This is a genomic window from Peribacillus saganii (assembly GCF_003429095.1).
GTDB classification, from domain to species: Bacteria; Bacillota; Bacilli; order Bacillales; family DSM-1321; genus Peribacillus; species Peribacillus saganii.
The window spans coordinates 1-24,838 of sequence record NZ_QVTE01000057.1 but is presented as its reverse complement, the minus strand read 5'-3'; the positions used below and the strand labels follow the sequence as shown (position 1 = coordinate 24,838).

25 protein-coding genes and 1 riboswitch are annotated in these 24,838 nt (G+C 41.0%); of the genes, 19 read left to right on the top strand and 6 right to left on the bottom strand.

Annotation, left to right across the window (positions count from 1 at the left end; all coding sequences use genetic code 11):
- Window positions 1-411: 411 nt before the first annotated feature.
- Window positions 412-981 (bottom strand): hypothetical protein, encoded by a 570-nt coding sequence (locus D0469_RS19070; protein WP_117328322.1) that lies wholly within the window; start codon window positions 979-981, stop codon window positions 412-414.
- A 283-nt stretch (window positions 982-1,264) separates the two neighbouring features.
- Here D0469_RS19070 and D0469_RS19065 point away from each other — a divergent pair, with 283 nt between their 5' ends.
- A complete protein-coding gene (locus D0469_RS19065) occupies window positions 1,265-1,654 on the top strand; it encodes a YybS family protein (protein ID WP_117328321.1) in 390 nt (129 codons plus the stop codon).
- Window positions 1,655-1,733: 79 nt separating this feature from the next.
- Here D0469_RS19065 and ispG read toward each other — a convergent pair whose 3' ends face one another.
- From ispG to D0469_RS19050, 3 genes are all read right to left on the bottom strand, one after another.
- Entirely contained in the window at window positions 1,734-2,825 is a 1,092-nt protein-coding gene (gene ispG, locus D0469_RS19060) for a flavodoxin-dependent (E)-4-hydroxy-3-methylbut-2-enyl-diphosphate synthase (RefSeq protein ID WP_199478576.1), read from the bottom strand.
- A 273-nt stretch (window positions 2,826-3,098) separates the two neighbouring features.
- Window positions 3,099-3,434 carry a hypothetical protein gene (locus tag D0469_RS19055; protein WP_117328319.1) on the bottom strand — a complete coding sequence of 112 codons (336 nt, stop codon included), beginning with the start codon at window positions 3,432-3,434 and terminating at the stop codon, window positions 3,099-3,101.
- Window positions 3,435-3,610: 176 nt separating this feature from the next.
- A complete protein-coding gene (locus D0469_RS19050) occupies window positions 3,611-4,384 on the bottom strand; it encodes a DUF1189 domain-containing protein (protein ID WP_158553588.1) in 774 nt (257 codons plus the stop codon).
- Window positions 4,385-4,474: 90 nt separating this feature from the next.
- Here D0469_RS19050 and D0469_RS19045 point away from each other — a divergent pair, with 90 nt between their 5' ends.
- The 12 genes from D0469_RS19045 (at window position 4,475) to phoU (ending at window position 17,730) form a co-directional block, all read left to right on the top strand.
- Complete coding sequence (locus tag D0469_RS19045) at window positions 4,475-4,957, top strand: DUF456 domain-containing protein (protein WP_117328317.1); 483 nt, start codon at window positions 4,475-4,477, stop codon at window positions 4,955-4,957.
- A 56-nt stretch (window positions 4,958-5,013) separates the two neighbouring features.
- Window positions 5,014-5,112: riboswitch (guanidine-I (ykkC/yxkD leader) on the top strand.
- Window positions 5,113-5,215: 103 nt separating this feature from the next.
- Window positions 5,216-5,551 (top strand): DMT family transporter, encoded by a 336-nt coding sequence (locus tag D0469_RS19040; protein ID WP_117328316.1) that lies wholly within the window; start codon window positions 5,216-5,218, stop codon window positions 5,549-5,551.
- Window positions 5,551-5,865 (top strand): DMT family transporter, encoded by a 315-nt coding sequence (locus tag D0469_RS19035; protein WP_117328315.1) that lies wholly within the window; start codon window positions 5,551-5,553, stop codon window positions 5,863-5,865. The genes D0469_RS19040 and D0469_RS19035 overlap by 1 nt, the downstream gene beginning before the upstream one ends.
- A 192-nt stretch (window positions 5,866-6,057) precedes the next feature.
- The gene (locus D0469_RS19030) at window positions 6,058-6,666 is read left to right on the top strand and encodes a superoxide dismutase (RefSeq protein ID WP_117328314.1); all 609 of its coding nucleotides are present in this window, start codon (window positions 6,058-6,060) and stop codon (window positions 6,664-6,666) included.
- A 173-nt stretch (window positions 6,667-6,839) separates the two neighbouring features.
- Window positions 6,840-8,075: an MFS transporter gene (locus D0469_RS19025; RefSeq protein WP_117328313.1), complete on the top strand. Its 1,236-nt coding sequence runs from the start codon at window positions 6,840-6,842 to the stop codon at window positions 8,073-8,075.
- Window positions 8,076-8,464: 389 nt separating this feature from the next.
- A complete protein-coding gene (locus D0469_RS19020; protein ID WP_117328312.1) occupies window positions 8,465-10,657 on the top strand; it encodes a peptidoglycan D,D-transpeptidase FtsI family protein in 2,193 nt (730 codons plus the stop codon).
- 185 nt (window positions 10,658-10,842) lie between these two features.
- A complete protein-coding gene (locus tag D0469_RS19015) occupies window positions 10,843-12,588 on the top strand; it encodes a methyl-accepting chemotaxis protein (RefSeq protein ID WP_325048982.1) in 1,746 nt (581 codons plus the stop codon).
- A gap of 664 nt (window positions 12,589-13,252) precedes the next feature.
- Window positions 13,253-14,233 (top strand): PstS family phosphate ABC transporter substrate-binding protein, encoded by a 981-nt coding sequence (locus D0469_RS19010; protein WP_117328311.1) that lies wholly within the window; start codon window positions 13,253-13,255, stop codon window positions 14,231-14,233.
- 176 nt (window positions 14,234-14,409) lie between these two features.
- A complete protein-coding gene (gene pstC, locus D0469_RS19005; protein ID WP_233523120.1) occupies window positions 14,410-15,315 on the top strand; it encodes a phosphate ABC transporter permease subunit PstC in 906 nt (301 codons plus the stop codon).
- Window position 15,316: 1 nt separating this feature from the next.
- Window positions 15,317-16,201, top strand: coding sequence for a phosphate ABC transporter permease PstA (pstA, locus tag D0469_RS19000; RefSeq protein WP_117328309.1), 885 nt, complete (start codon window positions 15,317-15,319; stop codon window positions 16,199-16,201).
- Window positions 16,202-16,221: 20 nt separating this feature from the next.
- Window positions 16,222-17,058 (top strand): phosphate ABC transporter ATP-binding protein PstB, encoded by an 837-nt coding sequence (gene pstB / locus D0469_RS18995; RefSeq protein WP_117328308.1) that lies wholly within the window; start codon window positions 16,222-16,224, stop codon window positions 17,056-17,058.
- Window positions 17,059-17,079: 21 nt separating this feature from the next.
- Entirely contained in the window at window positions 17,080-17,730 is a 651-nt protein-coding gene (gene phoU / locus D0469_RS18990) for a phosphate signaling complex protein PhoU (protein WP_117328307.1), read from the top strand.
- An 87-nt stretch (window positions 17,731-17,817) separates the two neighbouring features.
- On the opposite strand, the gene D0469_RS18985 is transcribed toward phoU, so the two are convergent.
- Both D0469_RS18985 and D0469_RS18980 read right to left on the bottom strand, forming a co-directional pair.
- Window positions 17,818-18,378 (bottom strand): endolytic transglycosylase MltG, encoded by a 561-nt coding sequence (locus tag D0469_RS18985; RefSeq protein ID WP_117328306.1) that lies wholly within the window; start codon window positions 18,376-18,378, stop codon window positions 17,818-17,820.
- Complete coding sequence (locus D0469_RS18980; RefSeq protein WP_117328305.1) at window positions 18,375-18,770, bottom strand: hypothetical protein; 396 nt, start codon at window positions 18,768-18,770, stop codon at window positions 18,375-18,377. The genes D0469_RS18985 and D0469_RS18980 overlap by 4 nt, the downstream gene beginning before the upstream one ends.
- Before the next feature lie 338 nt (window positions 18,771-19,108).
- Between D0469_RS18980 and D0469_RS18975 the strand changes: the two genes are divergently transcribed.
- The 6 genes from D0469_RS18975 (at window position 19,109) to D0469_RS18950 (ending at window position 24,763) form a co-directional block, all read left to right on the top strand.
- Window positions 19,109-19,819 (top strand): DUF4912 domain-containing protein, encoded by a 711-nt coding sequence (locus D0469_RS18975; protein ID WP_117328304.1) that lies wholly within the window; start codon window positions 19,109-19,111, stop codon window positions 19,817-19,819.
- Between the two features lie 11 nt (window positions 19,820-19,830).
- Window positions 19,831-22,188 carry a glycosyltransferase gene (locus D0469_RS18970; protein WP_117328303.1) on the top strand — a complete coding sequence of 786 codons (2,358 nt, stop codon included), beginning with the start codon at window positions 19,831-19,833 and terminating at the stop codon, window positions 22,186-22,188.
- A complete protein-coding gene (locus tag D0469_RS18965) occupies window positions 22,166-22,789 on the top strand; it encodes a hypothetical protein (protein ID WP_117328302.1) in 624 nt (207 codons plus the stop codon). Before D0469_RS18970 ends, D0469_RS18965 begins: the two co-directional genes overlap by 23 nt.
- Window positions 22,790-22,941: 152 nt before the next feature.
- Entirely contained in the window at window positions 22,942-23,091 is a 150-nt protein-coding gene (rpmG, locus tag D0469_RS18960; protein ID WP_101597066.1) for a 50S ribosomal protein L33, read from the top strand.
- 318 nt (window positions 23,092-23,409) lie between these two features.
- Window positions 23,410-23,985 (top strand): 5-formyltetrahydrofolate cyclo-ligase, encoded by a 576-nt coding sequence (locus D0469_RS18955; RefSeq protein WP_267897322.1) that lies wholly within the window; start codon window positions 23,410-23,412, stop codon window positions 23,983-23,985.
- Window positions 23,975-24,763 carry a DUF92 domain-containing protein gene (locus tag D0469_RS18950; protein ID WP_117328301.1) on the top strand — a complete coding sequence of 263 codons (789 nt, stop codon included), beginning with the start codon at window positions 23,975-23,977 and terminating at the stop codon, window positions 24,761-24,763. The genes D0469_RS18955 and D0469_RS18950 overlap by 11 nt, the downstream gene beginning before the upstream one ends.
- The last annotated feature ends 75 nt before the right edge of the window (window positions 24,764-24,838 follow it).

Sequence of the window (24,838 nt, the reverse complement as noted above, 5' to 3'; positions counted from 1 at the left end):
GAAGGCAAAAAGCGCCTTCTGTCAGCGCTTGTCTTATGCTTGTCAGGGCTGAACAGGGCGCTTCCGCTTTTCTATGATGTCTAGCTGCAGCGCCCAGCCCCTCGAATGTTGTGGCCAATAGCCGTCACAATATTGGTCATAAGCCAATCACTTCGGAAGGCAAAAAGCGCCTTCTGTCAGCGCTTGTCTTATGCTTGTCAGAGCTGATCAGGGCGCTTGCGCTTTTCCATTCGTATTTTCTCGTGCGGTGTTTATTCGGGAAAGCCAATAATTCAACGTCCTGCGGGAAAAGCGGGGCTTCCGAACCGCCAGGGGAAGGCGAGTACCTGGAGCGGAAATCAACAGGCATATATTTTTAAAAGAGCCACTTAAAAAAACGGGTAATAATGCCGTTAAGAAGGTAATAATACGCTATTTAACCCCAAGCCAATTGTTGACCCATTTCCTGGCTTCCGCCCAATCATTGACACGGATAACTTCATTTGGGATCGGCTCTTGATTGTAAGGAGTATTGAATAATATAACTGGAATGCCGCATTCTTTAGCAATGGCAACAGCATTATCATGCTTATCCTCGAAAAATAGATCAACTTTCAGTTGTTTCGCAGTCTCCACTTTATCGTGGGAGCCGATTAGTTCGATATGGTTATATCTTATTTCATTTTGCGTAAACCATTCTTCCGTAATGGAATGTAATCGACTGTGTCTTGCGCTAATAAAGTATAAATCAACAGCATCAAGCCATTCATGCAGTGCGTCTCTAGCCCCCTCCGCAATAGGTGATTCCGCATAAATAACAGGTTCATTTTCCAAAAACCATTTAGCAAAGTCTTCCTTTGACACATCCACATATGGGGTTAAGTCATATTGAGTAATATCTTTTAGTGTCAGATTTAGCTGGAACGCTTTATTTAAATAAGGGATAAGGGTATCAGGCCTGGTTACAGTCCCATCAATATCGATTCCAAAACGTTTTCTCATCTATGACAGCTCCTGTATCGCTTTTTCTTGTAAAAGAAAGTATTTTTTAGGTAAAAATATTTTTAAAAGATCTGCTTAATACGGTATTGGCCGTAACAGATGGCATGACCAATTTCACAGTTTCTTTGGCAGCCCTTCAATATAGTTTAACACAAAAAGCTGGTATAAACAGACAAAAAATGCATGGACGAGCCGTCCATCATTAGAATCATTTTCTAGACAATTTTCGGGAGATTTTACAAACAATATAAATGCTCCTATCATTGAAAGCGAGGGTTGTCTAATGGATGGAAATCGCAACGGGTCAAACGATTCATCGAACTCAGATTACAATAACCAGGCAGACAACAAAGGGCAAACTTCAAATAATCGCAGCAGAAGAAGCTACTACGAAGAAACAGCCGCTGAGTATAGCGCACCTCTAATGGGACGAGGGGCTGGACGCGGCGAAGCTGCCGGCAACGAAGGTAGAGAAGCCGGAAGAGCACTCGGATTATCAGCGCTTGCTTTATCGATCCTTGCAATGTTCGTTCTTCCTCTCTTATTTGGTGCTGCAGGAATCGTTTTAGGTTTCCTTGCTAGGCGCAGAGGAGCCGATTCACTTGGAGCATGGGCAATCGGTCTCGGAGTCGTCGCTATCGTTATTGGATTAGTCATAGCCCCGTTTTTTTGATAAAAGCAGACATGGAAAAGAGCCGGGATTTTTTTCCGGCTCTTTTCTTTAATGAGATAAATATCTGCAGCCTGGTTAATTAAACCTGTTCCAGTGCCTGCTTTGCGAAATATTCTTCTGCAATTTTATCTATTTCCTTTTTCAATTCCTCGACCATAGTCTCTTCCGGCACTTTGCGGACAATTTTTCCTTTACGGAAGAGCAATCCTTCACCACGTGCACCGGCAATGCCGATATCAGCCTCTCTTGCCTCTCCTGGGCCATTTACGGCACAGCCAAGTACTGCAACTTTTATAGGCGCTTTGATAGTCTGAATGTATTCCTCCACCTCATTAGCGATGGAAATCAAGTCAATCTCAATTCTGCCACAAGTCGGACATGAAATCAGTGTTGCTGCGTTTGAAGAAAGGCCAAATGATTTTAAAAGCTCGCGTGCAACCTTAACTTCTTCTACTGGGTCTGCACTAAGTGAGATACGAAGTGTATTTCCGATTCCTTTGCTAAGAATGGCACCAAGCCCTGCAGCACTTTTTACTGTACCTGCAAACAATGTACCTGACTCTGTTATACCAAGATGCAGAGGGTAATCAAAGGCTTTGGCCGCCTTTTCATATGCTTCAATCGCGAGGTTAACATCGGATGCCTTCATTGACACGATTATATCGTGGAAATCAAGGTCCTCCAGGATTTTAATATGGTGAAGTGCACTTTCCACCATGCCATCAGCTGTAGGATAACCATATTTTTCAAGGATTTTTCTTTCTAGAGACCCAGCGTTGACCCCTATCCGGATCGGAATTCCTTTTGCTTTCGCAGCATTGACAACTGCCTCTACCTTTTCCCGGCGGCCAATATTGCCCGGATTGATCCGGATTTTATCCGCTCCGCCTTCAATAGCTTTCAGTGCGAGCTTATAATCAAAATGGATATCAACAACAAGCGGAATATTGATACGTTTCTTTATTTCAGGGATTGCTTGGGCAGCTCGCTCGTCCGGACATGCAACGCGGACAATCTGGCATCCTGCTTCTTCCAGACGTTTGATTTCAGCTACAGTTGCTTCCACATCATGTGTTTTTGTTGTACACATGCTCTGGATTACAAGTTCATTATTCCCACCTATAGTCAGGTTGCCTACCTTTACCGGCCGTGTTTTCGTGCGATGTATAATTTCACTCAAGTGGAATTCTCTCCTTTAGGAAAAAACAATTATTTAGAATCAAGATTTACATGTATTACGAAAATATTGTATCAAGCTTATGGATAGGTGACAAGAAATGAATATCTTTGCTTTCTTTTCCCGGTCATTTGAATAAAGCAAATATTTTTCGGACTTATCTTATTTTATGGACTTTAATTTTTGTTTGCTGTGGCGGAACCGCACACCGATTCATTCCTGCAGAAGTTAGTTTGCAATCGCAAAACTTTATGAGAATCCATAACATTATCGATAGCTTGGTACTTTGTACGTACTGCCGCTCTTCATTTCCTCAGGCTTCAGCCCATTGTTTAATAACTGAAAATCCTTGATGATAGTTTGTATATCAATGGACGAACCATTCTTGTTTTTTTCAACTAAAGATAAAAGTGTATCACCAGGCTGGATCTTTATTTTCTTGAAGGGTATCTCCGCAAGCTCACCGGCCTCTGAAGGTCTGGTATTCACTTCTTCGGTTGCGGCTGTTTCTGTGGCAGCACCAGGCAGAGTGCCTTTTGTTACATCAACATATATTATATATGAAATAAAAACGATGGTCAGAAACAGCGCGAGTCTCTTCATACGATTCTCTCCTATGACTTGTCTTTAATTCATGTATATGTGCCAACAGATTGAATATGCCGAAAAACCGGCAATTTTTTTAAAAGATAAGGAAGGAAAAAGAAGATATATCGGAAGAAAAAAGCCTTGTGCAGCGGTAATGTGTCCGCTGCACAAGGCTTTCCCGGTTAGCCAATTTAGTTGTTTTCATGCTGCGGAATATCCTTGATCGCCAAGTATAGTACAACCAATGACGCAAACCAATCAACGAGATGGCCGCCCCTGACTGGGGTGTTCAGTGCTCCCATAATCGCGAAAAATACAGTAGGTAGGGTAATGCTATAAGCTGTCAGTTTCCAAATCAGGCTGTATGGAAGGTTTCTTCCTAGAATGGTTTTAAGAAACATGCCAAAGAATGCAAGTAGGGTGATTTCCACAAATTGAATTGCAGCTGAAAACCCAAAAAGCACAAGCAGGAAGATAGGTATAATAATAACCAGCATACTCTCAAGGGATACTAGCATATCCGCTAATGTTTCATTGGTAATGTGCATTCCACTTAACATGGAATAGGGATAGGATTGCAGCCCCCCGGGACCATAGAAGACAAATTCATTTCTCAGAAGCCCAACACCGCTCGCGGACTTTGCCTGAATATCTTCCTTTGTCATTTCCCCTGTATCATCTACAAAAATAGTAAGGCCATCTTTCTCAAAAATCGTAGGCTCCTTGCTTTCGGCTTCAAGCACACCTTCTTTTATTTCAAAAGCCGGAATTTCATTTGCCATTGTTTCACGGACGGTTTCTGCACCTTGGGTGAAAGCTGTGGTAAAATGATAGGCAGATGGGATAATGGCAATCAATGTCAGGAGAAATACATACAGGACTGTCTTGCCCATTCCTTGAGTACGGAAGCCTGCAATATCTTTTGGAGAATAGAGGCTTCGGATAAATTGTTTAAAAATATTCATGCACAACAGCACCTTTAAATAAAATACGATAACCATGTACCATTTTATCGTTCAATCATATATAACACAATATGAAAGGAAGATTGCCTGTTGGAATCAATCTACTGGATACTTATTTCCGTTATATTTCTTGTCGGGTTCATTGGATTAGTATTTCCGATTATCCCTAGTGTACTATTCATTATTGGCGGTATGCTGCTATACGGCGTCCTTTTTTCCTTTGAGCCATTTAACTGGCTTTTCTGGTCTGTACAAATAATATTTGTTCTTTTGCTTTTTGCCGCCGATTATGTTGCGAATATGCTAGGGGTGAAAAAGTACGGAGGTTCGAAAGCTGCAATTTGGGGCAGCACGATTGGGATCCTTGCCGGCCCGTTCATCATTCCGGTTATCGGCCTCTTAATAGGACCTTTTGCAGGAGCGATTTTAGCTGAACTGATAGTCCATAAAAAAGATTTTAACACCTCTGTAAAGATAGGGCTTGGATCGGTTTTTGGATTTATCAGCAGTGTTGCTGCAAAAGCATTCATTCAATTACTCATGGTAGGTTATTTTACAATAGAAGTTTTATGATAAAGATAAATTGAATAAGTGAATTAATTGGCTATAATAGAAGAGAATTAGATTAACCAAATGTTTTCTAGGGTTCCGCGGCAGGTGCCGGACTGGTCCGAGAGAAGACTCACAGCAGTATTGCTGTGCCACGGAAGGATAAAAGCCTGGGAGATACATTTCCCAGGCTTTTTTTGCGGCTAGAAACTTCAGGTTATACAAACAAGCACATTTATTAAGAAGATGATCTGCCGACATAATAAAGAGGGGGAAATACAGATGAATAGGGATTGGCTCAAGGTTTTACTTGCATCTGTTTTTGAAATTTGCTGGGTTATTGGTTTAAAGCATGCAGACGATTTGCTGTCCTGGACATGGACAATCATCTCAATTGCCATCAGTTTTTATGGTTTAATAATGGCCGGACGAAAGCTTCCGGTTGGAACTGTTTACGCAGTCTTCACAGGGCTTGGAACGGCAGGTACCGTAACATTGGAGATTCTTCTTTTTGGTGAATCCTTTAAAATTGAAAAGATTTTACTGATCGGAATGTTATTGGCCGGTGTGATTGGCTTGAAAATGATGACAGATGCCGAGGAAGGAGCTGAAACTTAATGGCCTGGCTTTTTCTAGTCATTGCCGGACTGTGTGAAATGTCTGGAGTAATCATGATTAATAAATTCCATAAGGACAGGAATTGGCAGTCGCTTGCATTATTGATTTCAGGCTTCGGTGCAAGCTTTCTGTTTCTTGCCCTTGCGATGAAAACTATACCTATGGGTACTGCTTACGCTGTTTGGACCGGAATAGGGGTCTGTGGAGGTGCTATATTAGGGATTTACATGTATGGGGAGTCAAGGGACTGGAAGCGGCTCCTATTTATCTGTATGGTGCTCGCAGCAGCCGTGGGTTTAAAGCTGGTCGAATAATGTTTACATCAAACACGAAAAAATTGTTTAGAATAAATAAATGAAAATAATACCTGATTTAAGCAAAAAATTTGAATCGTTTACTAACTTTTGTTAATCTAAAATCAACAGACTGCTGTTGTAATCGTTTTCTGCTGAATATGAGTCATCTGCAGTGCTGAAACTTAATGTACATAGGGAGGAATTATTAAAATGGCTTTTGAACTTCCACAACTACCATACGCATATGATGCGTTAGAACCGAACATTGACAAAGAAACAATGAACATCCACCACACAAAACACCACAACACGTATGTAACAAACTTGAACAACGCGCTAGAAGGTAACGAAGAACTTCTTAGCAAAACTGTTGAAGAAGTGATTTCAAATCTTGATGCTGTACCGGAATCTGTACGTACCGCAGTTCGCAACAACGGTGGCGGCCACGCTAACCACACTCTTTTCTGGCAAATCCTTTCTCCAAATGGAGGCGGCGAACCAACAGGTGAATTAGCTGATGCGATTACTTCAAAATTCGGCAGCTTTGAGAATTTGAAGGAAGAGTTTGCAAAAGCAGCAACAACTCGTTTTGGCTCTGGCTGGGCTTGGTTAGCTGTGAACAATGGTGAGCTTGAAGTAACAAGCACTCCAAATCAAGACTCTCCATTAATGGACGGCAAAACACCAATTCTAGGCCTTGATGTTTGGGAACACGCTTACTACTTGAAATTTCAAAACCGCCGTCCCGAATACATCAGCACATTCTGGAACGTTGTTAACTGGGATGAAGTTTCCAAGCGTTTCAGCTCTGCAAAATAATAATTTTATATATGAATCCAGTTTGAACCTGTCCTGATAAAGGACAGGTTTTTTTCTCTTATCTGGTTTTTCCAGTCATCCACAAACAGGTAATCAGAACCAATCAAACGGTTTTTACATAAATGCCATTGTTTATTCAAAAACTATCTCAGACGTAAAAGGAGAGGTAAACAATGCGTATATTTAAAAAATGGACTGGGGAATCAGAAGTAACGAAAAATTTATACCTGCTGCTTATCATTGGTGGATTGTATAGCTTAAGCGTCGCTTTATCAAGTACCTTTGTGAATATTTATTTATGGAAACAGTCAGGCAAATTCCTCGACATTGGCATTTTTAATTTATCGATAGTTGTCCTTCAGCCGCTTACATTCATTTTCGCAGGACGGCTTGCGAAAAAAGTTGACCGGATTATCGTATTAAGGCTGGGGGTTACATTTCTTTCTTTATTTTATATGTGCGTACTGGCGGTTGGCACTAAGGCGGAGGATTATCTTGTACTCCTCGGTGGGCTTTTAGGCATTGGCTATGGATTTTATTGGCTTGCTTTTAATGTGCTGACATTTGAAATCACAGAACCGGATACAAGGGATTATTTTAATGGATTTATGGGAATTCTCTCATCTTCGGGAGGGATGATTGGCCCCGTTCTGGCCGGTTTTATTATTTCAAGATTTGAGAAATTCACAGGGTATTCCATTGTATTTGGGCTCTCTCTATCCCTATTCACGATCGCTGTCCTGCTTAGCCTGTCGATTAAGCGAAGGCCGGCTCAAGGGAAATACTCATTTGGACGCATCTGGCAGGAACGCAAGCATGATATGAATTGGCGGCTTATTACATATGCAAATTTTTTTCAGGGCCTGAGAGAGGGAACATTCTCATTTATCATATCCGTCTTCGTTTTCTTGTCGACTGGCAGCGAAATGGCGCTGGGCCATTTCGGGCTGATTAATTCAGGTGTTTCATTTATGGCGTATTATTTTGCCTCGAAGTTCATCAAGCCTTCTATGAAAAAGAAATCAATACTTATCGGTGGCCTGCTTCTGTATGGTTCAGTGTTTTTAATTGTTCATAATCCTACTTATATGAAACTGCTGCTTTATGCTGCGGTAATTGCGGTGGCCTATCCGGTATTGCTAGTACCATATGTCTCGCTGACATTTGATACTATTGGCAACGCATGGAAGGCTGCTGAAATGCGGGTGGAATACATCGTTGTCAGGGAAGTATGTACAAATCTCGGCCGGGTAATATCCGTCTTGTCCTTTATCCTTGCCATAACATTTTTTGATGAGAGAGTTAGTATTCCGGTACTATTGCTTATTTTAGGAGCGGGCCATTCCTGTATTTATTTTTTTGTCAGGAAGATCGAACTCCCGTCGGCTGTGGCCCCTATAAAAAGGTAGTTCCCCTTTGTCAGCCTGTCTGTGTAATGCAGACGGTTTTTTTTGTTTCAGGTAATTGTAAAATTATCCAGTTTTGGGTAATGAAATTAGCGGCTATCTATACGTTCCCAGCGCTTAGTTTCCAAAAATAAAGACAAAACGCACAGGACAAGAAACGCTAAAGCTGCGATAGGTCTTGCTTGTCCTCGCGCCGATACAGGATTCGATGAGCCTACCCGCGTTTCCTCTAACCGAGGTGCTTGCTTTTGTTCTTCCCATTATTTACCTTTTAGAAAGAGCCAGTTTTCGATGAGTTTTGTTATACTCTATACTAGAAAAATTGTGGATTATTCTATAGAATAATCAAAGAGGAAGATGTTTTTACTTAATTAAAGGATGTGTGGCTTAGTTTGAAAAAAAAGAAGAAAAAAAAGACGCATGTTCCTGTTAGATTGAATTTGCTGTTTTTTGTTGTGTTTCTATTATTTTCAATTTTGGTATTAAGGCTTGGCGTAGTCCAGATCGTTTATGGGGAAGATTATCGCCGTGAAATAGAAAGAACAGAAGATATCACTGTTAACAATCCGGTGCCGCGCGGAAAAATGTTTGAACGAAATGGGAAAATTATCGTGGATAACGTTCCTCTCGATGCAATCACCTATACAAGGTATCAGGGAACAAAAACGGAAGAAATGCTCGAGACAGCGGAAAAGCTGGCAAAATATATTGATAAGGATACAGAAAAGATAACAGAACGAGATAAGCAGGATTTTTGGATACTGAAAAATCCAGTACGTGCCGAAGCGAAAATTAAGAAAAAAGAATTAAAGATGGTTGCAGAAGAGAAGCTTACTCAAAAAGATCTTTATAAGCTTCAAAGAAACCGGATCACTCAAGCAGAGTTAAATGAATTCTCAGCGGCAGAGCTTGAGGTTCTAGCCATTTTCAGGGAGTTAAACAGCAGTAAGTCTCTCACCCCGAAAATCATAAAGAATAAAAATGTTACCCGTGAAGAATTTGCGGTCGTAAGTGAGCATCTGGAAGAATTACCTGGAATCGACATCACTACTGATTGGGATCGGAAGTATGCGTTTGGTGAGACCTTGAAATCTGTTCTCGGCAAGGTATCCTCATCCGAGGAAGGCCTCCCTAATGAACAGCTTGATTATTTCCTCGCACGAGATTACAGCCGTAATGACCGGGTAGGAAAGAGCTATATCGAGATGCAGTATGAGGATGTCCTCCACGGCCAAAAGGCAAAAGTAAAAAATAGGACGGATAAAGCGGGAAATATCATTGAGTCTATTCCTATCTCCGATGGGGAACGCGGCAAGGATATTGTCCTGACAGTTGATATGGATCTTCAGCTTACCGTTGAGAAAATAATCGAAAAGCAATTGAAAGAGAAAAAATCCCATGGGAATACCCAATTTCTTGAATATGCCTATGTGACGATTATGAATCCAAACACTGGCGAAATTCTTGCAATGGCCGGAAAAAGATATTATAAGGATGAAAAAGGCAAATGGGTAATGGAAGATAATGCTCTTGGAAACTTGGCTTCCTCATATACTGTGGGTTCAACTGTTAAAGGGGCCACGGTGTTAACCGGCTATAAGACAGGCGCAACTAAACCGGGGCAAACCCGCTGGGATAGAACGCTTCGTATTAAAGGCACCCCCGATAAAGGTTCTTATAAAGATCTGGGAAGCATTAATGATACAGAAGCTTTAAAACTGTCATCAAACGTATATATGTTCCTTACTGCTATCGATATTGCGGGGTCCCAATATATTGCGGGACAGCCATTGCGTATTCCAAGGCCAAGGCTTGAGGACACTTATTCAATTATGCGCAATTCATTCAGCCAGTTTGGACTCGGAACAAGAACTGGAATTGACCTCCCGAATGAAATGGCAGGATTCAAAGGACCGGTTGACGGCGGTAAGCTGCTTGATTTAGCCATCGGCCAATACGACACCTACACACCGCTTCAGCTGGCACAGTATGTGTCAACAATTGCAAACGGCGGTAACAGAATGAAGCCGCATATTGTAAAGGAAATCCGCCAGCCGATTGATGATAAAGATACATTGGGGCCGGTCATTCAGGAAATGCCTCCTGTTGTATTAAATCGCCTGGATATGAAGCCTGCATGGATTGAAAGAGTACAAACCGGATTCAAAAGGGTTACTCAGGAAAAAGGTGGTACTGCCTATAAATGGTTTGGAGATAAATCATACAGTCCTGCAGGAAAGACAGGAACTGCTGAATCATTTTATGATGGTCCAAAGCGCAAGAATTACAAGGAGCCACCACCAACGATTAATTTGAGTTTCGTAGCCTATGCACCGTCCAACGCACCTGAAATTGCACTATCTGTTGTTGTGCCTTGGGCTTACCAGGGACAACCGGCTCATAATATGAACAAGGAAATTGGAGCTGCGGCAATGGATGCCTATTTTAATTTGAAGAAGCAGCGGGCACAGCAGCAGCAAAGCACACAATCTACTGAAGAAAAAGTAACAGGGCCGGACGCGGTTTTAAAGGTACCAGTAGAAACAGAGGGAACCACAGCCGGTGAGGAATCACAAAACTATTAATTAGGGACCGCTAGCATTGAATTAAGCGGAACAATACATGTTCGAAAGGGCCTGTAAGTCTTTTATGACTTATGGAGCTCTTTTTTTTTACGGAAGAAAATTTAGGAAATCTTTACAGAAAATTAATATTTTTCGCCTATAATCTATTTTATGAGTCGAAAGAATTATTTCTTGGGGGTATATTGGTGGAAAATGGGCTGAATAACACAGAAAAAACAAATGAGGAAAACCTTACAAAAAAAAGGCTGTTTGAGAAAATTTCCAGGAAAATGAATCTAGGTACCCGTCTATTCATTCTTTTTGTTTCCTTACTAATAGTCTCAACAGTTGTGGTTGGATTTTCCTCATACCAAAAGTCCAAAGAAATGGCAACGAGCACCATAGAAGATAGGCTAGTCAGAGAAGCTGAATTAATGGGATATATCGCAGAAAACTTAAAGTTTGTTTACATAAGTGATGATAAATATTTCATGCAGCAGCTAGAGGCAAGTGTCCGATCCCAACAGAAAAAGCTAAAATCAGACGGCATCACTTCTAACTTTTTGTACATAGTGAATAAGGAGGTAAAGCCTTTTCAGGTCAGCAAAAACTCATCGCCTTCGTTACCAAAGCCAATAATAAATAAAATAACGAAACAAAAGAAAGGCATTATTCAGGAGAAATTAAAGGGTGAGGAATATACTATTACATTTCAAGAAATGAAAGAAATTAATGGTATTTACGTATTGCTGATTCCTACAAATTCATACATGGATCCAGTCAGTCAAATGGCCTATTTTACATTTGCAGTTATTGGCATCAGTATCGCTGTCACCGCCATAGTAATTGCCTTGTTTGTAAGGACATTGACAAAGCCCTTGAACAAATTAAGAAATACAATGAAAGAAGTAAGGGATGGAAATCTATTAGATTCAGCAGCAATGAAAACAACAATACCTGAAATTCTTTCATTACATACAAGTTATAATGCAATGATTGGACAAATGAGGACTATGCTCCATGAACTCAAGGAAACGACAAAGGAATTGGAACAAACAGGTGATGAGTTAAAGCAATCATCAGGGTGCGCCCTTTCATCGAGTCATCAATTAATCTCAGCTATTAACATTGTTAAATTAGGTGCTGAACATACTGCGGCTAGCTCCGAGAATAGTGTAAGCAGGTTTAAAACTATGAAGAATAAAATGGAAGAACTGATGCAAAATATGGAGAATGTCTATTGCAGTTCAGAGAATATGAATTTTTCTGCCAGGCGCGGGGAAAAAAACATGGGTGACTTAATATCTACAATCCATAAGTTTGAAAATGATTTCGATCATTTAACAATAACGATTAAGCAAGTTAAGGACTATTCAATGTCCATTACCAACCTCATCGGAATGGTACAGGGAATCGCTGAACAAACGAAGTTATTGGCACTGAACGCATCAATTGAAGCCGCAAGGGCCGGGGAATCCGGAAAAGGATTTGCAGTGGTAGCAAATGAGGTACGAAATCTTGCAGAGCAATCCAAAAGAGCGACAGATGAAATTTCCCAATCCATAACCAATATGGAGAGCATGACAGCAAGTGCAACACAGGAATTTGAACAGATGCTAATTAAGATCAAATCAAACTTATTAATGGCTAATGAATCGAAGCAGTCTTTTGATCACCTTATGAACGAAATTACTGCAGTTAGCGGGAAACTGCATGGGATGCAAGCAGAACTCAAGGACTTAGAAGCAATATTACCTCAGCTTGAACATTCTGCAGATAACCTTTCGTCGGTTTCCCAGGAAACATTGGCAAGTTCTGATGAAATGCTGGCTGCAAGCGAGAATCAGATCAAACAAATGGAAAGTACAGACAATATCGGTTTTAAGCTAAATGATCTTTCAAAATCTCTCTCATCTATTACAAACAGATTCAAAGTTAATAAAAGCGCCTGAGTTTGGCTAAGAACAAAATACAGATATCTTTCGACAAAGGATTCGGCATAGCCGGGTCTTTTTTCTAGATAACAAATATAACTTTTTACCAAGTAAAGATGTCCAGCTAGCGCCCAGCAACTTTTTGCCGGAGTAAAATAAACCCCGACGCACAGGACAAGGAACGCTTCGGCAGTGATACATCGCACTAAACAAACCAACAGCTTTGTGAGGATTTGCTGGTGTCTACCTTTGGGACAGGACTGAATGGCCGAAGATATCACCCTGCCAGAACTTAGCTGGCGCCTTTGTAAGGATTTGGATCAGAACGGCGAAGACATGAGGATGTGGCGATCTTTTCCTCGCCCACTTTTGATATGACAGTTCGCTTTTCTTAAAAAAATAAAAAAGCAAAGGGTAAGAATAGGAAAATAGGGTATAGTAAGCATAGCTATTTAACAGAGTGAGGTTTGTGGATGCTCCTTCCTGCACACAGAAGACCGCGTGTGTAGCTAAAGCTACATTGATACTAGAAGTTTTCCCGACATTAGATTTAGTTTACAATATCCCTATTATTATTTACAAAACATTTACATTCCCTTAAAACCACTTTAAAAGTTAAACAGTATTCTTATTCTTGTAAGACAAACACAAACCACAAATTTTCGTAGGGGGAATTACGGTAATGAAAAGCTTTAAGAAATTAAGCCTGCTTATGTTAATTGCAGCGGTTATGGCATTTACAGCTGCTTGCGGAGGCGGAGATAAAGAAGAAACAAATGGAAACAATGACAATAAAAATGGTGACACAGCTGAATTAGAAGGAAGTGTAGTGATCGACGGTTCCGGGACTGTATATCCTTTCATGGCTAAAATGGCCGAAAACTATATGACAAATGAACAGGAAGGCGTTTCTGTTGAGGTAAGCCGTGCCGGTACTTCTGCTGGATTCAAAAAATTCCTGGCGCAAGACGGAACTGACTTCAATGATGCTTCCCGACAAATTAAAGATGAAGAAAAAGCAGAAGCTGAAAAGCTTAAAATTGACGTTCAGGAAATGAAGGTTGCTTTGGATGGTTTAACTTTTGTAATCAACAAAGACAATGACTGGGCTAAAGAACTTACTCAACAAGAAATCATCGACATCTTCCTTGCTGAAAAAGGAAAGAAAAAATGGTCTGATGTCCGCCCTGACTTCCCAGCTGAAGAAATTAAAACTTATGGCCCTAACGAAAACCACGGAACTTACGAGTTCATGTTTGAAAACATTCTAGAAGAAAAAGCTTTGCCTGAAGCTATTAACTTACAGCAAGATTACTCTACACTTGTTGATCTAGTTTCTAAAGACAAAAATGCTATCGCATTCTTCGGATATGGTTACTATGAAAGCAATAAAGACAAGCTGGCTGCGGTTAAAGTTGACTTCGGTAAAGGTCCTGTTGAACCAACTCTTGACACGATTGCAGAAGACGGAGAATATGCTCCATTCACTCGTCCGGTATTCACATACCTAAATGTAAACCATGCGAAAGAAAAACCTGAAGTATTGGATTATGCAATCTACACTATGGAAAACGCTCAGGACGTTGCGAAGGAAACTGGCTTTGCTCCATTATCGGATGAAGACAAGCAAGCATCCCTCGAAGCTCTAAACGGATTGAAGTAAGCTTTTAAAAAGCAAGCTGATGTATCCCTGGAAGATGAGAAGTATGCCTTCTCATCTTCTTATGCTTGTAAATTGGGGTTGCTCTAATTCTCCCTTGGATAATAATTTGGATGAAAGGGGTTTTTATTTTGGCAAAAGCGGTAGCTGAAGAAAAAAATAAGCTGAATGTCCGCAAAATGATCGAAGAAAAGAAAAACTCTGCCAGTTTAGGTAATTTTACAGAAAAATTCATACCTGGCACTTTGTTTGCAATTGCGGCAATTTCTGTTTTAACGACTATAGGAATCGTAGTAACTTTATTATCTGAAACCATTATGTTCTTTAGAGAAGTTCCTTTTTTGGACTTCTTTACAGGCACTAAATTAAAACCTTTAGGAGAAGATGCAGTATTCGGTGTGCTGCCTTTGTTGACAGGAACCATTATTTCATCTGCAATTGCCATGCTGGTTGCCATCCCTATTGGTGTAATGACAGCTGTATTCTTAAGTGAATATGCTTCTGAAAAACTTAGGCGGACAGTTAAGCCTCTTTTGGAAATTCTAGCGGGAATTCCAACTATCGTTTATGGATTTTTCGCTTTTACATTTGTCACTCCTTTATTAAGATCAATTATCCCGGGCTTAGAACCTACCAATATCCTTAGCCCAGGTATCGTAATGGGTATAATGATTATTCCGATGGTGGCGTCCTTATCAGAGGATGCGATGAGCGCTGTCCCTAATTCTATGCGCGAGGGGGCTTTGGCGCTTGGAGCAACAAAACTTGAGGTAGCGTGGAAAGTGGTTGTACCAGCAGCCATTTCTGGAATCATCGCTTCATTTGTACTTGGAATATCACGTGCGATTGGTGAAACAATGATTGTTACAATTGCAAGTGGAAGTTCGAAAAACTTTACCTTTGATATAACACAATCAATGCAAACGATGACCGCTTATATTGTGGAAGTAACTGGCGGAGAGGCCGCTGCAGGGACAACACTATATTACAGTTTATATGCTGTAGCCATGACATTATTTGTGTTCACGCTAATAATGAACCTTGTTGCGCAATATATTTCACGCAAGTTCAGGGAGGAATACTAAAATGAAATATGTTGACGCCCAGCAGGTACAAAAGAAAATGGCTTCAAGGCTGTTGGCAAACAATGTTGCAAAGGGGTTATTCCTATTAGCGACGTTGTTTGGGCTAGTCGTATTAGTTATTCTTATTTACAGGGTTGTGGCTCAAAGCATAGGGTGGTTAGATGCTGATTTTCTCATGAATAAGCTATCTACCGCTCCGGAAAGAGCAGGAATCATGGGTGCTATAATGGGTACTTTATGGTTAATGCTAGTTGTTGCTCCTGTTACAATGATTTTAGGCGTAGGAACTGCTATTTATTTAGAAGAATACGCGAAAAAAGGGAAGCTCCAATCATTTATCCAAACGAATATTTCAAATCTGGCTGGTGTACCGTCTGTAGTGTTTGGAATTCTTGGACTTACTGTCTTTGTAAGGGCGCTTGATTTAGGATCTGTTGTGTTGGCAGGCGGATTGACAATGGCACTATTGGTTCTTCCGGTTGTAGTTGTTGCAAGCCAGGAAGCCATTCGTGCGGTACCGCAATTCCTAAGAGAAGCATCATATGGAATGGGAGCAACAAAATGGCAAACAATAAAAAATGTTGTACTGCCTGCTTCTATACCTGGGATTCTAACTGGTGTAATACTAGCGCTTTCCCGGGCCATTGGAGAAACGGCACCGCTTGTTGTAATCGGTATCCCGGCATTGCTTATCCCTCTTCCGGAAGGAATCTTAGACAGATTTACGATATTGCCTGTTCAGATTTACTATTGGACTATAGATTCAGCGCTTGTAGCTGAATATGCTAATCTTGCGGCTGCAACCATTGTAGTTCTTTTAATTGTACTATTTTTAATGAACTCGATTGCCATTATTATTAGAAACAAATTTCAGAAAAGATATTAGTCCTTAGGAGGTTTCAGGATATGGCGGCAACATCTGAAAACGAGAGAAAGACTTTAAATATAAAATCAAAAAGAGAGGGTTCCGGCACGGTAGGTGCGCCCAAGAATATCGTATACAATACAAAAGATCTTAACCTATGGTATGGGGAAGGCCATGCGTTAAAAAATATTAACCTTGAGATTTATGAAAATGAAGTAACAGCTATTATCGGACCTTCCGGCTGCGGTAAATCAACTTATATTAAAACCTTAAACCGAATGGTGGAGATGGTTCCCACCGTTCGAATTTCCGGTGAAATTTTATACAGAAACAGAAATATATTGGATAAAAATTTCAAAGTGGAAGACTTACGGACCCGAGTTGGGATGGTATTCCAAAAGCCGAATCCATTTCCGAAGTCTATTTATGAAAACATTGCGTATGGTCCTAAGATCCACGGCATCAGAAGCAAAAAAGTACTAGATGAGATTGTGGAGAAAAGTCTTCGTGGAGCTGCAATTTGGGATGAAGTTAAGGACCGGCTTAACCAAAATGCGTACGGCCTTTCCGGCGGACAGCAGCAGCGACTTTGTATTGCCCGCTGCCTTGCAATCGAACCGGACGTGATTCTAATGGATGAACCTACTTCAGCTCTAGATCCTATTTCTACATTGAAGGTAGAAGAACTTGTTCAGGAATTGAAAAATGATTTCAGTATTATAATCGTGACTCATAATATGCAGCAGGCAGCCCGTATTTCCGATAAAACGGCATTTTTCTTAAATGGAGAAGTCGTTGAATATGAAGATACAGATATTATCTTTTCAAATCCATCTGATAAGAGAACGGAAGACTATATAACAGGGCGCTTCGGATAAGCCGGAAAGGAAGAAAAGGTCATGGTAGTACGAGAAAGGTTTGAATCGGAGTTAAAACAGTTAAAGGATATGGTTATTGAGTTAGGAGAGCTGTCAAAAAAGTCGCTAGAAGACTCGTTTTCTGCTCTGGAAAACCAGGATCTGGAAAAGGCATTAGAAGTAATTGAAGATGATAATAAAGCGGATCTGCTGGAAAATGAAATCAATGAACAAGCAATTCTGCTGATTGCTAAGCAGCAGCCGGTTGCCATTGACTTGCGGAGAATTATTTCAGCTATAAAAATTTCTTCAGATATTGAAAGAATGGCTGATTTTGGAGTGAATGTCGCTAAATCAACAATCCGTATCGGCACCCAGCCCTTTATTACACCGATTACACATTTGAAAGAAATGCAGATTATAACTCTGGAAATGATCGATCTTTCACTAAAAGCATTCGAAACAGAGGATGTGCTCCTCGCTCGAAAAATTGCGGAAATGGATGACAAGGTGGATGATTTATATGGTGAGAGCATCCGCGACCTGCTTCAGCTGACAAGCACCAATCTCCAGCAGGTGACTCAGCTTTCCTTTATTGCCAGATATTTGGAAAGAACGGCCGACCATGCGACTAATATTGCCGAAAGCATCTATTATTTAGTCCGTGGCAGACAGCTTGATTTAAATGAATAATTAAACATAACAGCCCTATCATGATGACAGGGCTGTTTTTCATTCTTGCTTGATTATTGCTGGTTGTCTGCAGCATGCCTTAGGAGCTTATTTCCTTGTGATTGTGTTGACCATCTGTTCTACAGACATATTGGAAGTTACCACAAATTCCCCGACCTGAATTTTGGATTGAAGATTATTGTCCTTCATGTATTTTTCAAAGGCTTTCCGGTTTTCCAATATTTCCCGGCTAACCAGGATGTCAGCAATTTTGTCGGAAGTCATCCCGGATTTGATTGTAAGCGTATAGGTTTCTGCAGATTTCTCAGCAGCAGGTTTGTCTTTATCATTAGTGTTGGTATTGGCAGTATTATCTTCAGTACTATTGACAGACTTTTTTGCGTCAGGCTGGGCTGCCTGAGCGTTCTTTTTCTTTTCTTCCTGCGTGACCTTTTCCTTTGGTATGCTTGCCGATGAATCTAGTGTATTTACAGTTTCATCGTTTTGACTTTCTTTTTTGCTCACCGTATATCCTTGTTCAGCCAGTAATTCTTTAGCCTCAGTTACAGATGGTTCAGTATCAGCTGGGCTGAAATAACTCACTCCGGCAAGACAGGCTACCGAAAGGATAATCCCAGCTGAGAATGCTCTTAATGAAGATCGGTTCATGATGAGAACCCCCTCGTCTGCTGATCTTCAATAACAGTAAGGATTTCCTCCATGGAAAGAGCCGATTGCTTTTCAATTTGTTCCAAGGGCAGTCCCTGGTGATAAAGAGAAAGCACCTGGCTTTTCAAAATCTCATTAATAGCCGGTTTTTTTACGGAAACGGAGACGGAAGCTGGCCTAAAACTCTTTCTATTAGCGGAAGGTGCATCTTGGATAAGCAATTCTTCCTCTAGTAATTTAATTTTTCTTTTTAATTGATATATATCCTGCATATGAGTTAGGGTCATTTGCTCCATTTCTTCCTCTATCTTTGAAAGCCGGTCTTTTTTGAAAAAAGATAATAATAGCAATAGCAAAGCAAAAACAAGTAAACCGATAATAGCAAAATCCATTGTTACACCTCTGTCGTGATTTATTGATATCTCTATCATACACATTTTTTTGGGGAGTGGATTAAATTTCATGGTATTATGCCCAAAATAAAAAAAATCGGGAAAAATGTCAGTTTCCTGCAGGATTAATTGTCGAAGAGAGATATAACAAGGAAATATGTTGAAGGGAACCGGTTAACAAAAATTTTTTTGCTTTGCCGCTTCTGCGTTTGCAAAAAGTCGACAAATTGCGTTTATTGTTCGTCTAAGCCATAAATGCTACGATTAATCTACAAATAATACGAATATTAAATAAGTTATTACATAAAATAGTAGTTTAGCCGAATGGGGTGATACCGATGATTGATAAAATAATGGATTTGCGGAAAGAGGGACTTTCATTCCGGAAAATTGCAAAGAGGCTGGATACAACTGTTGGTAGGGTCCAGTATCAGTGGACAAAATACTCGAAGGAAAAAGAATCGGTCCAAAACAATAAAAGAAAATCAAAGCCTGTTACCGTCATGATCAGTTCTGATTCCAATTCGGCTGCATCAGACCTAAAGAGGGAGGAACCATCACATAATGGTAACATGATGGCTGCTGATAGCCTGCTAATGGACAGGCTTACACTAATCCTTATGAGCAGTGATAGAGCATTGGCCAGTTGGTACCTTACACCTGCAACATTGAGAGCTGCAGAAATTTTCTGGAAAGGTTCGGGCTTTTATCAGCTTGCTATCAGAATGCAGGATATAACCGGCATTCTTTACAATGGCACGAATGCCGTTTACTCTGTCGATCTTATTGCGCCAAAGCGGGATACTTATATGGATATCAGCGGACTCAAGCCTAACAGATCTTATCTGGCGGAGTTAGGGCTTCTGTTTGAGAACGGCACTTTTGTTCCATTAATAAAATCATACCCGTTGCAAATGCCGCGTATGGATACTTCCCATTGTGGCTATCTGGCGCCTGATATAGAAAGATGGAAGCTCGGTAAAGATCAGATGCCTAACTGGATTGAACACGTGAGCACGTATTCCTATTATGAAAAGGATCGGAAATAGGAGGGAAAACAATGCAATTAGTGATCACCGGGCACATTCCGTTCATGGAAATGGACAGTTTATCCCCAGAAGAAAAAAAAGAGGCATATAGTACCGTTGAAAAGCAAGTTTCCTCCTTATTTACACTTATTGATAATTTGCCTGACGGTAAAAGTATTTATCTATCATTATCCGGATTAACAATACAGCTTCTGACTGATGAAGATTTCCAGTCTGGCTGGGAGGAATGGTTAATAGACCGAAGGAACGGGTCATCCAATTCTGCGAAAAGTTTTACAAACATAATCGCGCGGATAAAGAAAGAAAGCAGTACCAGGAAAATTATTCTGTTAGCATCCTCTCTTTCAGGATTTCCCCTGACTGCTATTCAATCCCCTGCAGCTGTTTCAATGCAAATTACACAATCAGTTAAGCTTCACAAGGACCATTTTGGAACGGTACCTTCCGGCTTTTTATTTCCAGCCAACGCTTATTTGCCAGGGCTTGATAAGACTCTCCATGAACAAGGCTTTCAATATTCATTTACTGATCAACATGCACGCCAATTAAGCGATCCTATACCAGAAAACAATTCAGCTATCTTTAGTCCTCATGGGGTCATTATGATTCCTTCAATGAAACTAGAAAGTCTTAACATGCTCCAAAAGGAAAAAACAGCATCAGACCAAATGGCAGCTGTCATTGGCCTCGAAGTACTTCAGGATTTGATTCAAGGAGAGGGCTTAAATCAAATAATTTCTGTCCTTGCAAACGAAACGATAGCAGACAATATTGCTAGAGTACATAAGGAGCTGCCGACCGCACATTTATCGTTTTCCTACTCAGGGATGATGCATGGTGAGGCCCTTTTTTCGCATAAGGATACCGCCCGCTTAAAGGCCTTGGGCGAAATGGAAGGTGTTATAGATGCTGCTGCCTACAAACAATCAAAGTCCCCCACTATAAAAGGAGAGAGTCTGATAGATGGAATGCTGCACATGTGTGCCTGTTATTTAGGAGCCGATAAAACCTCTCAAACGGTTTGGCTGGAAAGATTCGCGGAGTATTCCCAGTCCTTTCAAAAGCAATGGAAGCTTCAGGACGGAATGCCACATGGCAGCGCTTCAGACATTTATACACGCAGTATACAAAAAGGTGTTAAACAGGGTAAAGGGAGGCTGAAAATTTTTATGCTATCCTGGGAGTTTCCGCCGAATGTAGTTGGCGGCCTTGCCAGGCATGTCCATGGACTTGCACGTGCCATGGCTGAAGACGGACATGAAATATATGTGATTACGACCCGCGCGGAGGGGCTCTCAGAGTATGAGCTGGTTGAAGGGATCCATGTACATACTGTAACTCCGAATGCTGGCCAAGACCATGAGTTCCTGGCTTGGATTGGAAGCTTGAATATAGCTATAATGACTAAAATTAGGAGTCTTTGTGAAAAAGGAAGCCTTCCTGACATTATTCATGCTCATGATTGGCTGGTTGCAGCTGCAGCGATAACGGCTCGTGAACTATATGATATTCCGTTAATCTCTACTATCCATGCAACAGAGCATGGCCGGAATAACGGCATCCATACAAAATTGCAGCAATCAATCCATCTTCTTGAAGAAGAGCTGATCTCCAACAGCGATAAAATTATCGTTTGCAGTGAATTTATGAAACAGGAACTTCAGGATATTTTTTCAGTCTTATCAGAAAAGGTCAGCATCATTCCCAATGGAGTAAATGTAGATTCCGTTACTCCAGGATCATCTGAAAGAGCTATCGATAATAAAAGTAAAGGCGACAGGATAACTGTATTCTCCTGGGGGAGGCTTGTACCTGAAAAAGGGTATGACACCTTGATACAAGCTGCATGCGATCTGAAAAAACAGGGCAAGGATTTTTCATTTATCGTTGCTGGAAGGGGACCGCTCCTCGATTATTACCGTGAAATGGCGGACAACTCAGGACTGGGCGACGGATTTACTTTTATCGGTTTTGTAAATGATGAGGTAAGAAATTCGATTTTAAAGGATAGTGACATTGCCGTTTTTCCAAGCACTTATGAACCATTTGGCATCGTGGCACTCGAAGCAATGGCGGCAGGGAAACCAACCATTGTTTCGGAAACAGGCGGACTAAAAGCAATAGTCCGCCACGGATACAGCGGTTTGCTGGCAAAACCAGGATGCAGTGCGGATTTGGCTGAAAAAATTTGGTATATGGCTGAATTTCAGGAGGAAGCTGCTAAAATGGCCAGCCAAGGAAAAGAAGTGGCCCGAAGGATTTTCAGCTGGGAAAGAGTAAGTACTGAAACAGAAAGAATAATTCAGGAGCTTTTGCTTCATAACCATATTAAGAGGGGAGAAAAAGATGAATATACTATCAGCTTCTAGACTGGAAACCCAATATAGCATTGAAACCGTTCCCTGTAGCAGCCGCTGGCGGGCAGGACATTGGTTAAACGGAAGATTTAGATGGTTGAACTCAAATACGCCGGACAAAAGCATTTGCAGTGAGGAATTTGAAGTGAAACAGCTTTCCTCTTATAATACAAAAGTTGTCTTTTGGCGGCTGACCATTCCGAATCAAACTAGTTCATACAGCCTGCACAAGATATTTTTTGAGTATGAAGGAGATTGCAGCTCTAATACAGCTGCTTTTTACAGCCCGAATGAACAGGCTATAATGCACTCGGCCAATGGTACTGTTTCACTTCTAGGGGGTATCATGGAAGGCAAGGGGTTAACGCAATACTGTATCAGGCAAAAGGGAAGGGATTCTCTTTTCAAATCAAAGCTTGACGGAACATTGAATTTTTCACCTCTGGCAAGAGGCAATGTTATCAGCACTTATTCGCTGGAAGCCCTTTTAGCCCCTGGCGAAGATGCCGCCGCAACCGCATGGATGATTGTTTCGAATTGTAAAGATGAAGCAGTAACACTAAATGATCAATTGAAGAATCGGGCAGATGGACACTTCTATTTTACATCCTAAGATGACCCATTTATATCTGAAGTTGAAATAGTTTTCCCGAGAATTTCTGTAATTTTTATTTCCCGGAAAAACAGACTAGCTTTTCATATTGAAAAGTGCTATTATAGAAAAGTCCTACATGGAGAAGCCATTATGTTTGGAGGGAAATACACATGCGCGTTAATATTACATTGGCTTGCACTGAGTGCGGAGAACGTAATTATATTTCTAAGAAAAATAAACGTAACAATCCAGATCGTCTTGAGCTTAAGAAATACTGCCCAAGAGATAAACGCAATACTACACATCGCGAAACTAAGTAAGCAGCAGGAGACTTCCTGTTGCTTTTTTTGTTTTTGAAAAATGAATATTCATGGGTCTATTGCTACGATGATGTCTAGCTCCAGCGTCCACCAGCTTTTTTTTCGTAGGAAAATAAAGTCCCGATGCACACGTCAGCCTCGAGGTCATAAGCCAATCGCTTCGAACGGCAAAAAGCGCCTTCTGTCAGCCTTGTCTTATGCTGTATTGTGACCAAAGGCTGTCACAACTCTGTCGAGGCAGACCAGGGCGCTTGCGCTTTTCTAAATACATATTTATGTTGCTGCCTGATTAAATTTCAGGCTTGGGAGGAATACAAATTGAATAAGGAAAAGAAAAATCTCCGAGATGAAATGAAACTTTTGTTAGCTGAACTTATTGAAGAAGATTATGCAGCTTTATCACAGCGAATCGCGGAGAAACTCTTTCTGCTTCCGGAATGGTTCGACTCTAAAACAATTGGGATTACTATCTCAACACCGCCGGAAGTCGAAACCGCTCGGATAATTGAAAGAGCCTGGCTGGAAGGAAAAACTGTAACAGTGCCAAAATGTGAACCGAATGAACGGAAACTGGACTTCAGGGAGATTACCGATTTTGGACAGCTTGAAACTGTATATTTTGGACTGAAGGAGCCAGACCCTGAAAAGACAAATAGCATTGAGCAAGAAGTTATAGACCTAATGGTGGTTCCCGGGCTTGCGTTTACGGCTAATGGCCACCGCCTAGGGTTTGGAGGCGGATATTATGACCGGTATTTGCCTTCCTATATGGGACCGAAAATATCCCTGGCGTTTAATCAGCAAATTATATCCCAGCTGCCTCATGAACCGTATGACATTAGTGTAGATAAAATCGTAACGCCAGAAGGGGTCATCACCTGCCATGGCAGTTGAATTGATTTATCTGGTCTTCATTTGTGCTACAGCTTTAGCAGGCTACAGGGTTAAATCCCTTTCCTTTTCAGGGGCAATCGGTGCAGTTGCGGTAGGGTATAGTGTGGCAATTGGATTTGGTGTGAAGGGCTTGCTTATATTAGGTGTTTTTTTCGCCAGTTCAAGTTTTTGGTCAAAATACAAAGCCGCTAAGAAAAACAAAGTTGAGGATAAGCTTGAGAAGGGAAGTTCCCGTGATTTGACGCAGGTTGCAGCTAACGGCGGGGCTGCAGCTGCCGTTTCGTTATTATATTTAGCTTATGGTCATGAAATCCTGCTTCTAGTTTTTCTTGTCAGCATAGCAGCAGCCAACTCTGATACTTGGGCTTCTGAAATCGGTGTTCTCAGCAAGCGTCCACCTGTATTCATCCGTACGTTTAAGCGGGCGGAAAAAGGAACTTCAGGGGCCATTTCAGCTACAGGAACAATTGCAGCATTAGCGGGTTCAATACTTATAGCTTTATGTGGAATTTTGTTATTTGATAAAGGATTAAGCTGGTTCATTACCGTTGCATTCTTCGGGTTTCTGGGGAATCTGGCAGATACCTTACTAGGGGCATTTTTTCAGGCTGAATACAGGTGTAAAAGCTGCAGGCTGAAAACTGAAAAAAAGGTGCATTGCGGCACAGGAACCGTTTTAATCAAAGGCTGGCCGCTCTTCAATAATGACATGGTCAACGGCTTATCAATCTGCCTTGCTGCTGCTGGAAGCCTTCTGGCAGGTTATCTCCTGTTTTAAGAAATTTGCAGCACTTGTTTTATTTATTTCGGCTCTATAATATTTGTTGGGGTTCCCAAACAATACGGTTTGCAT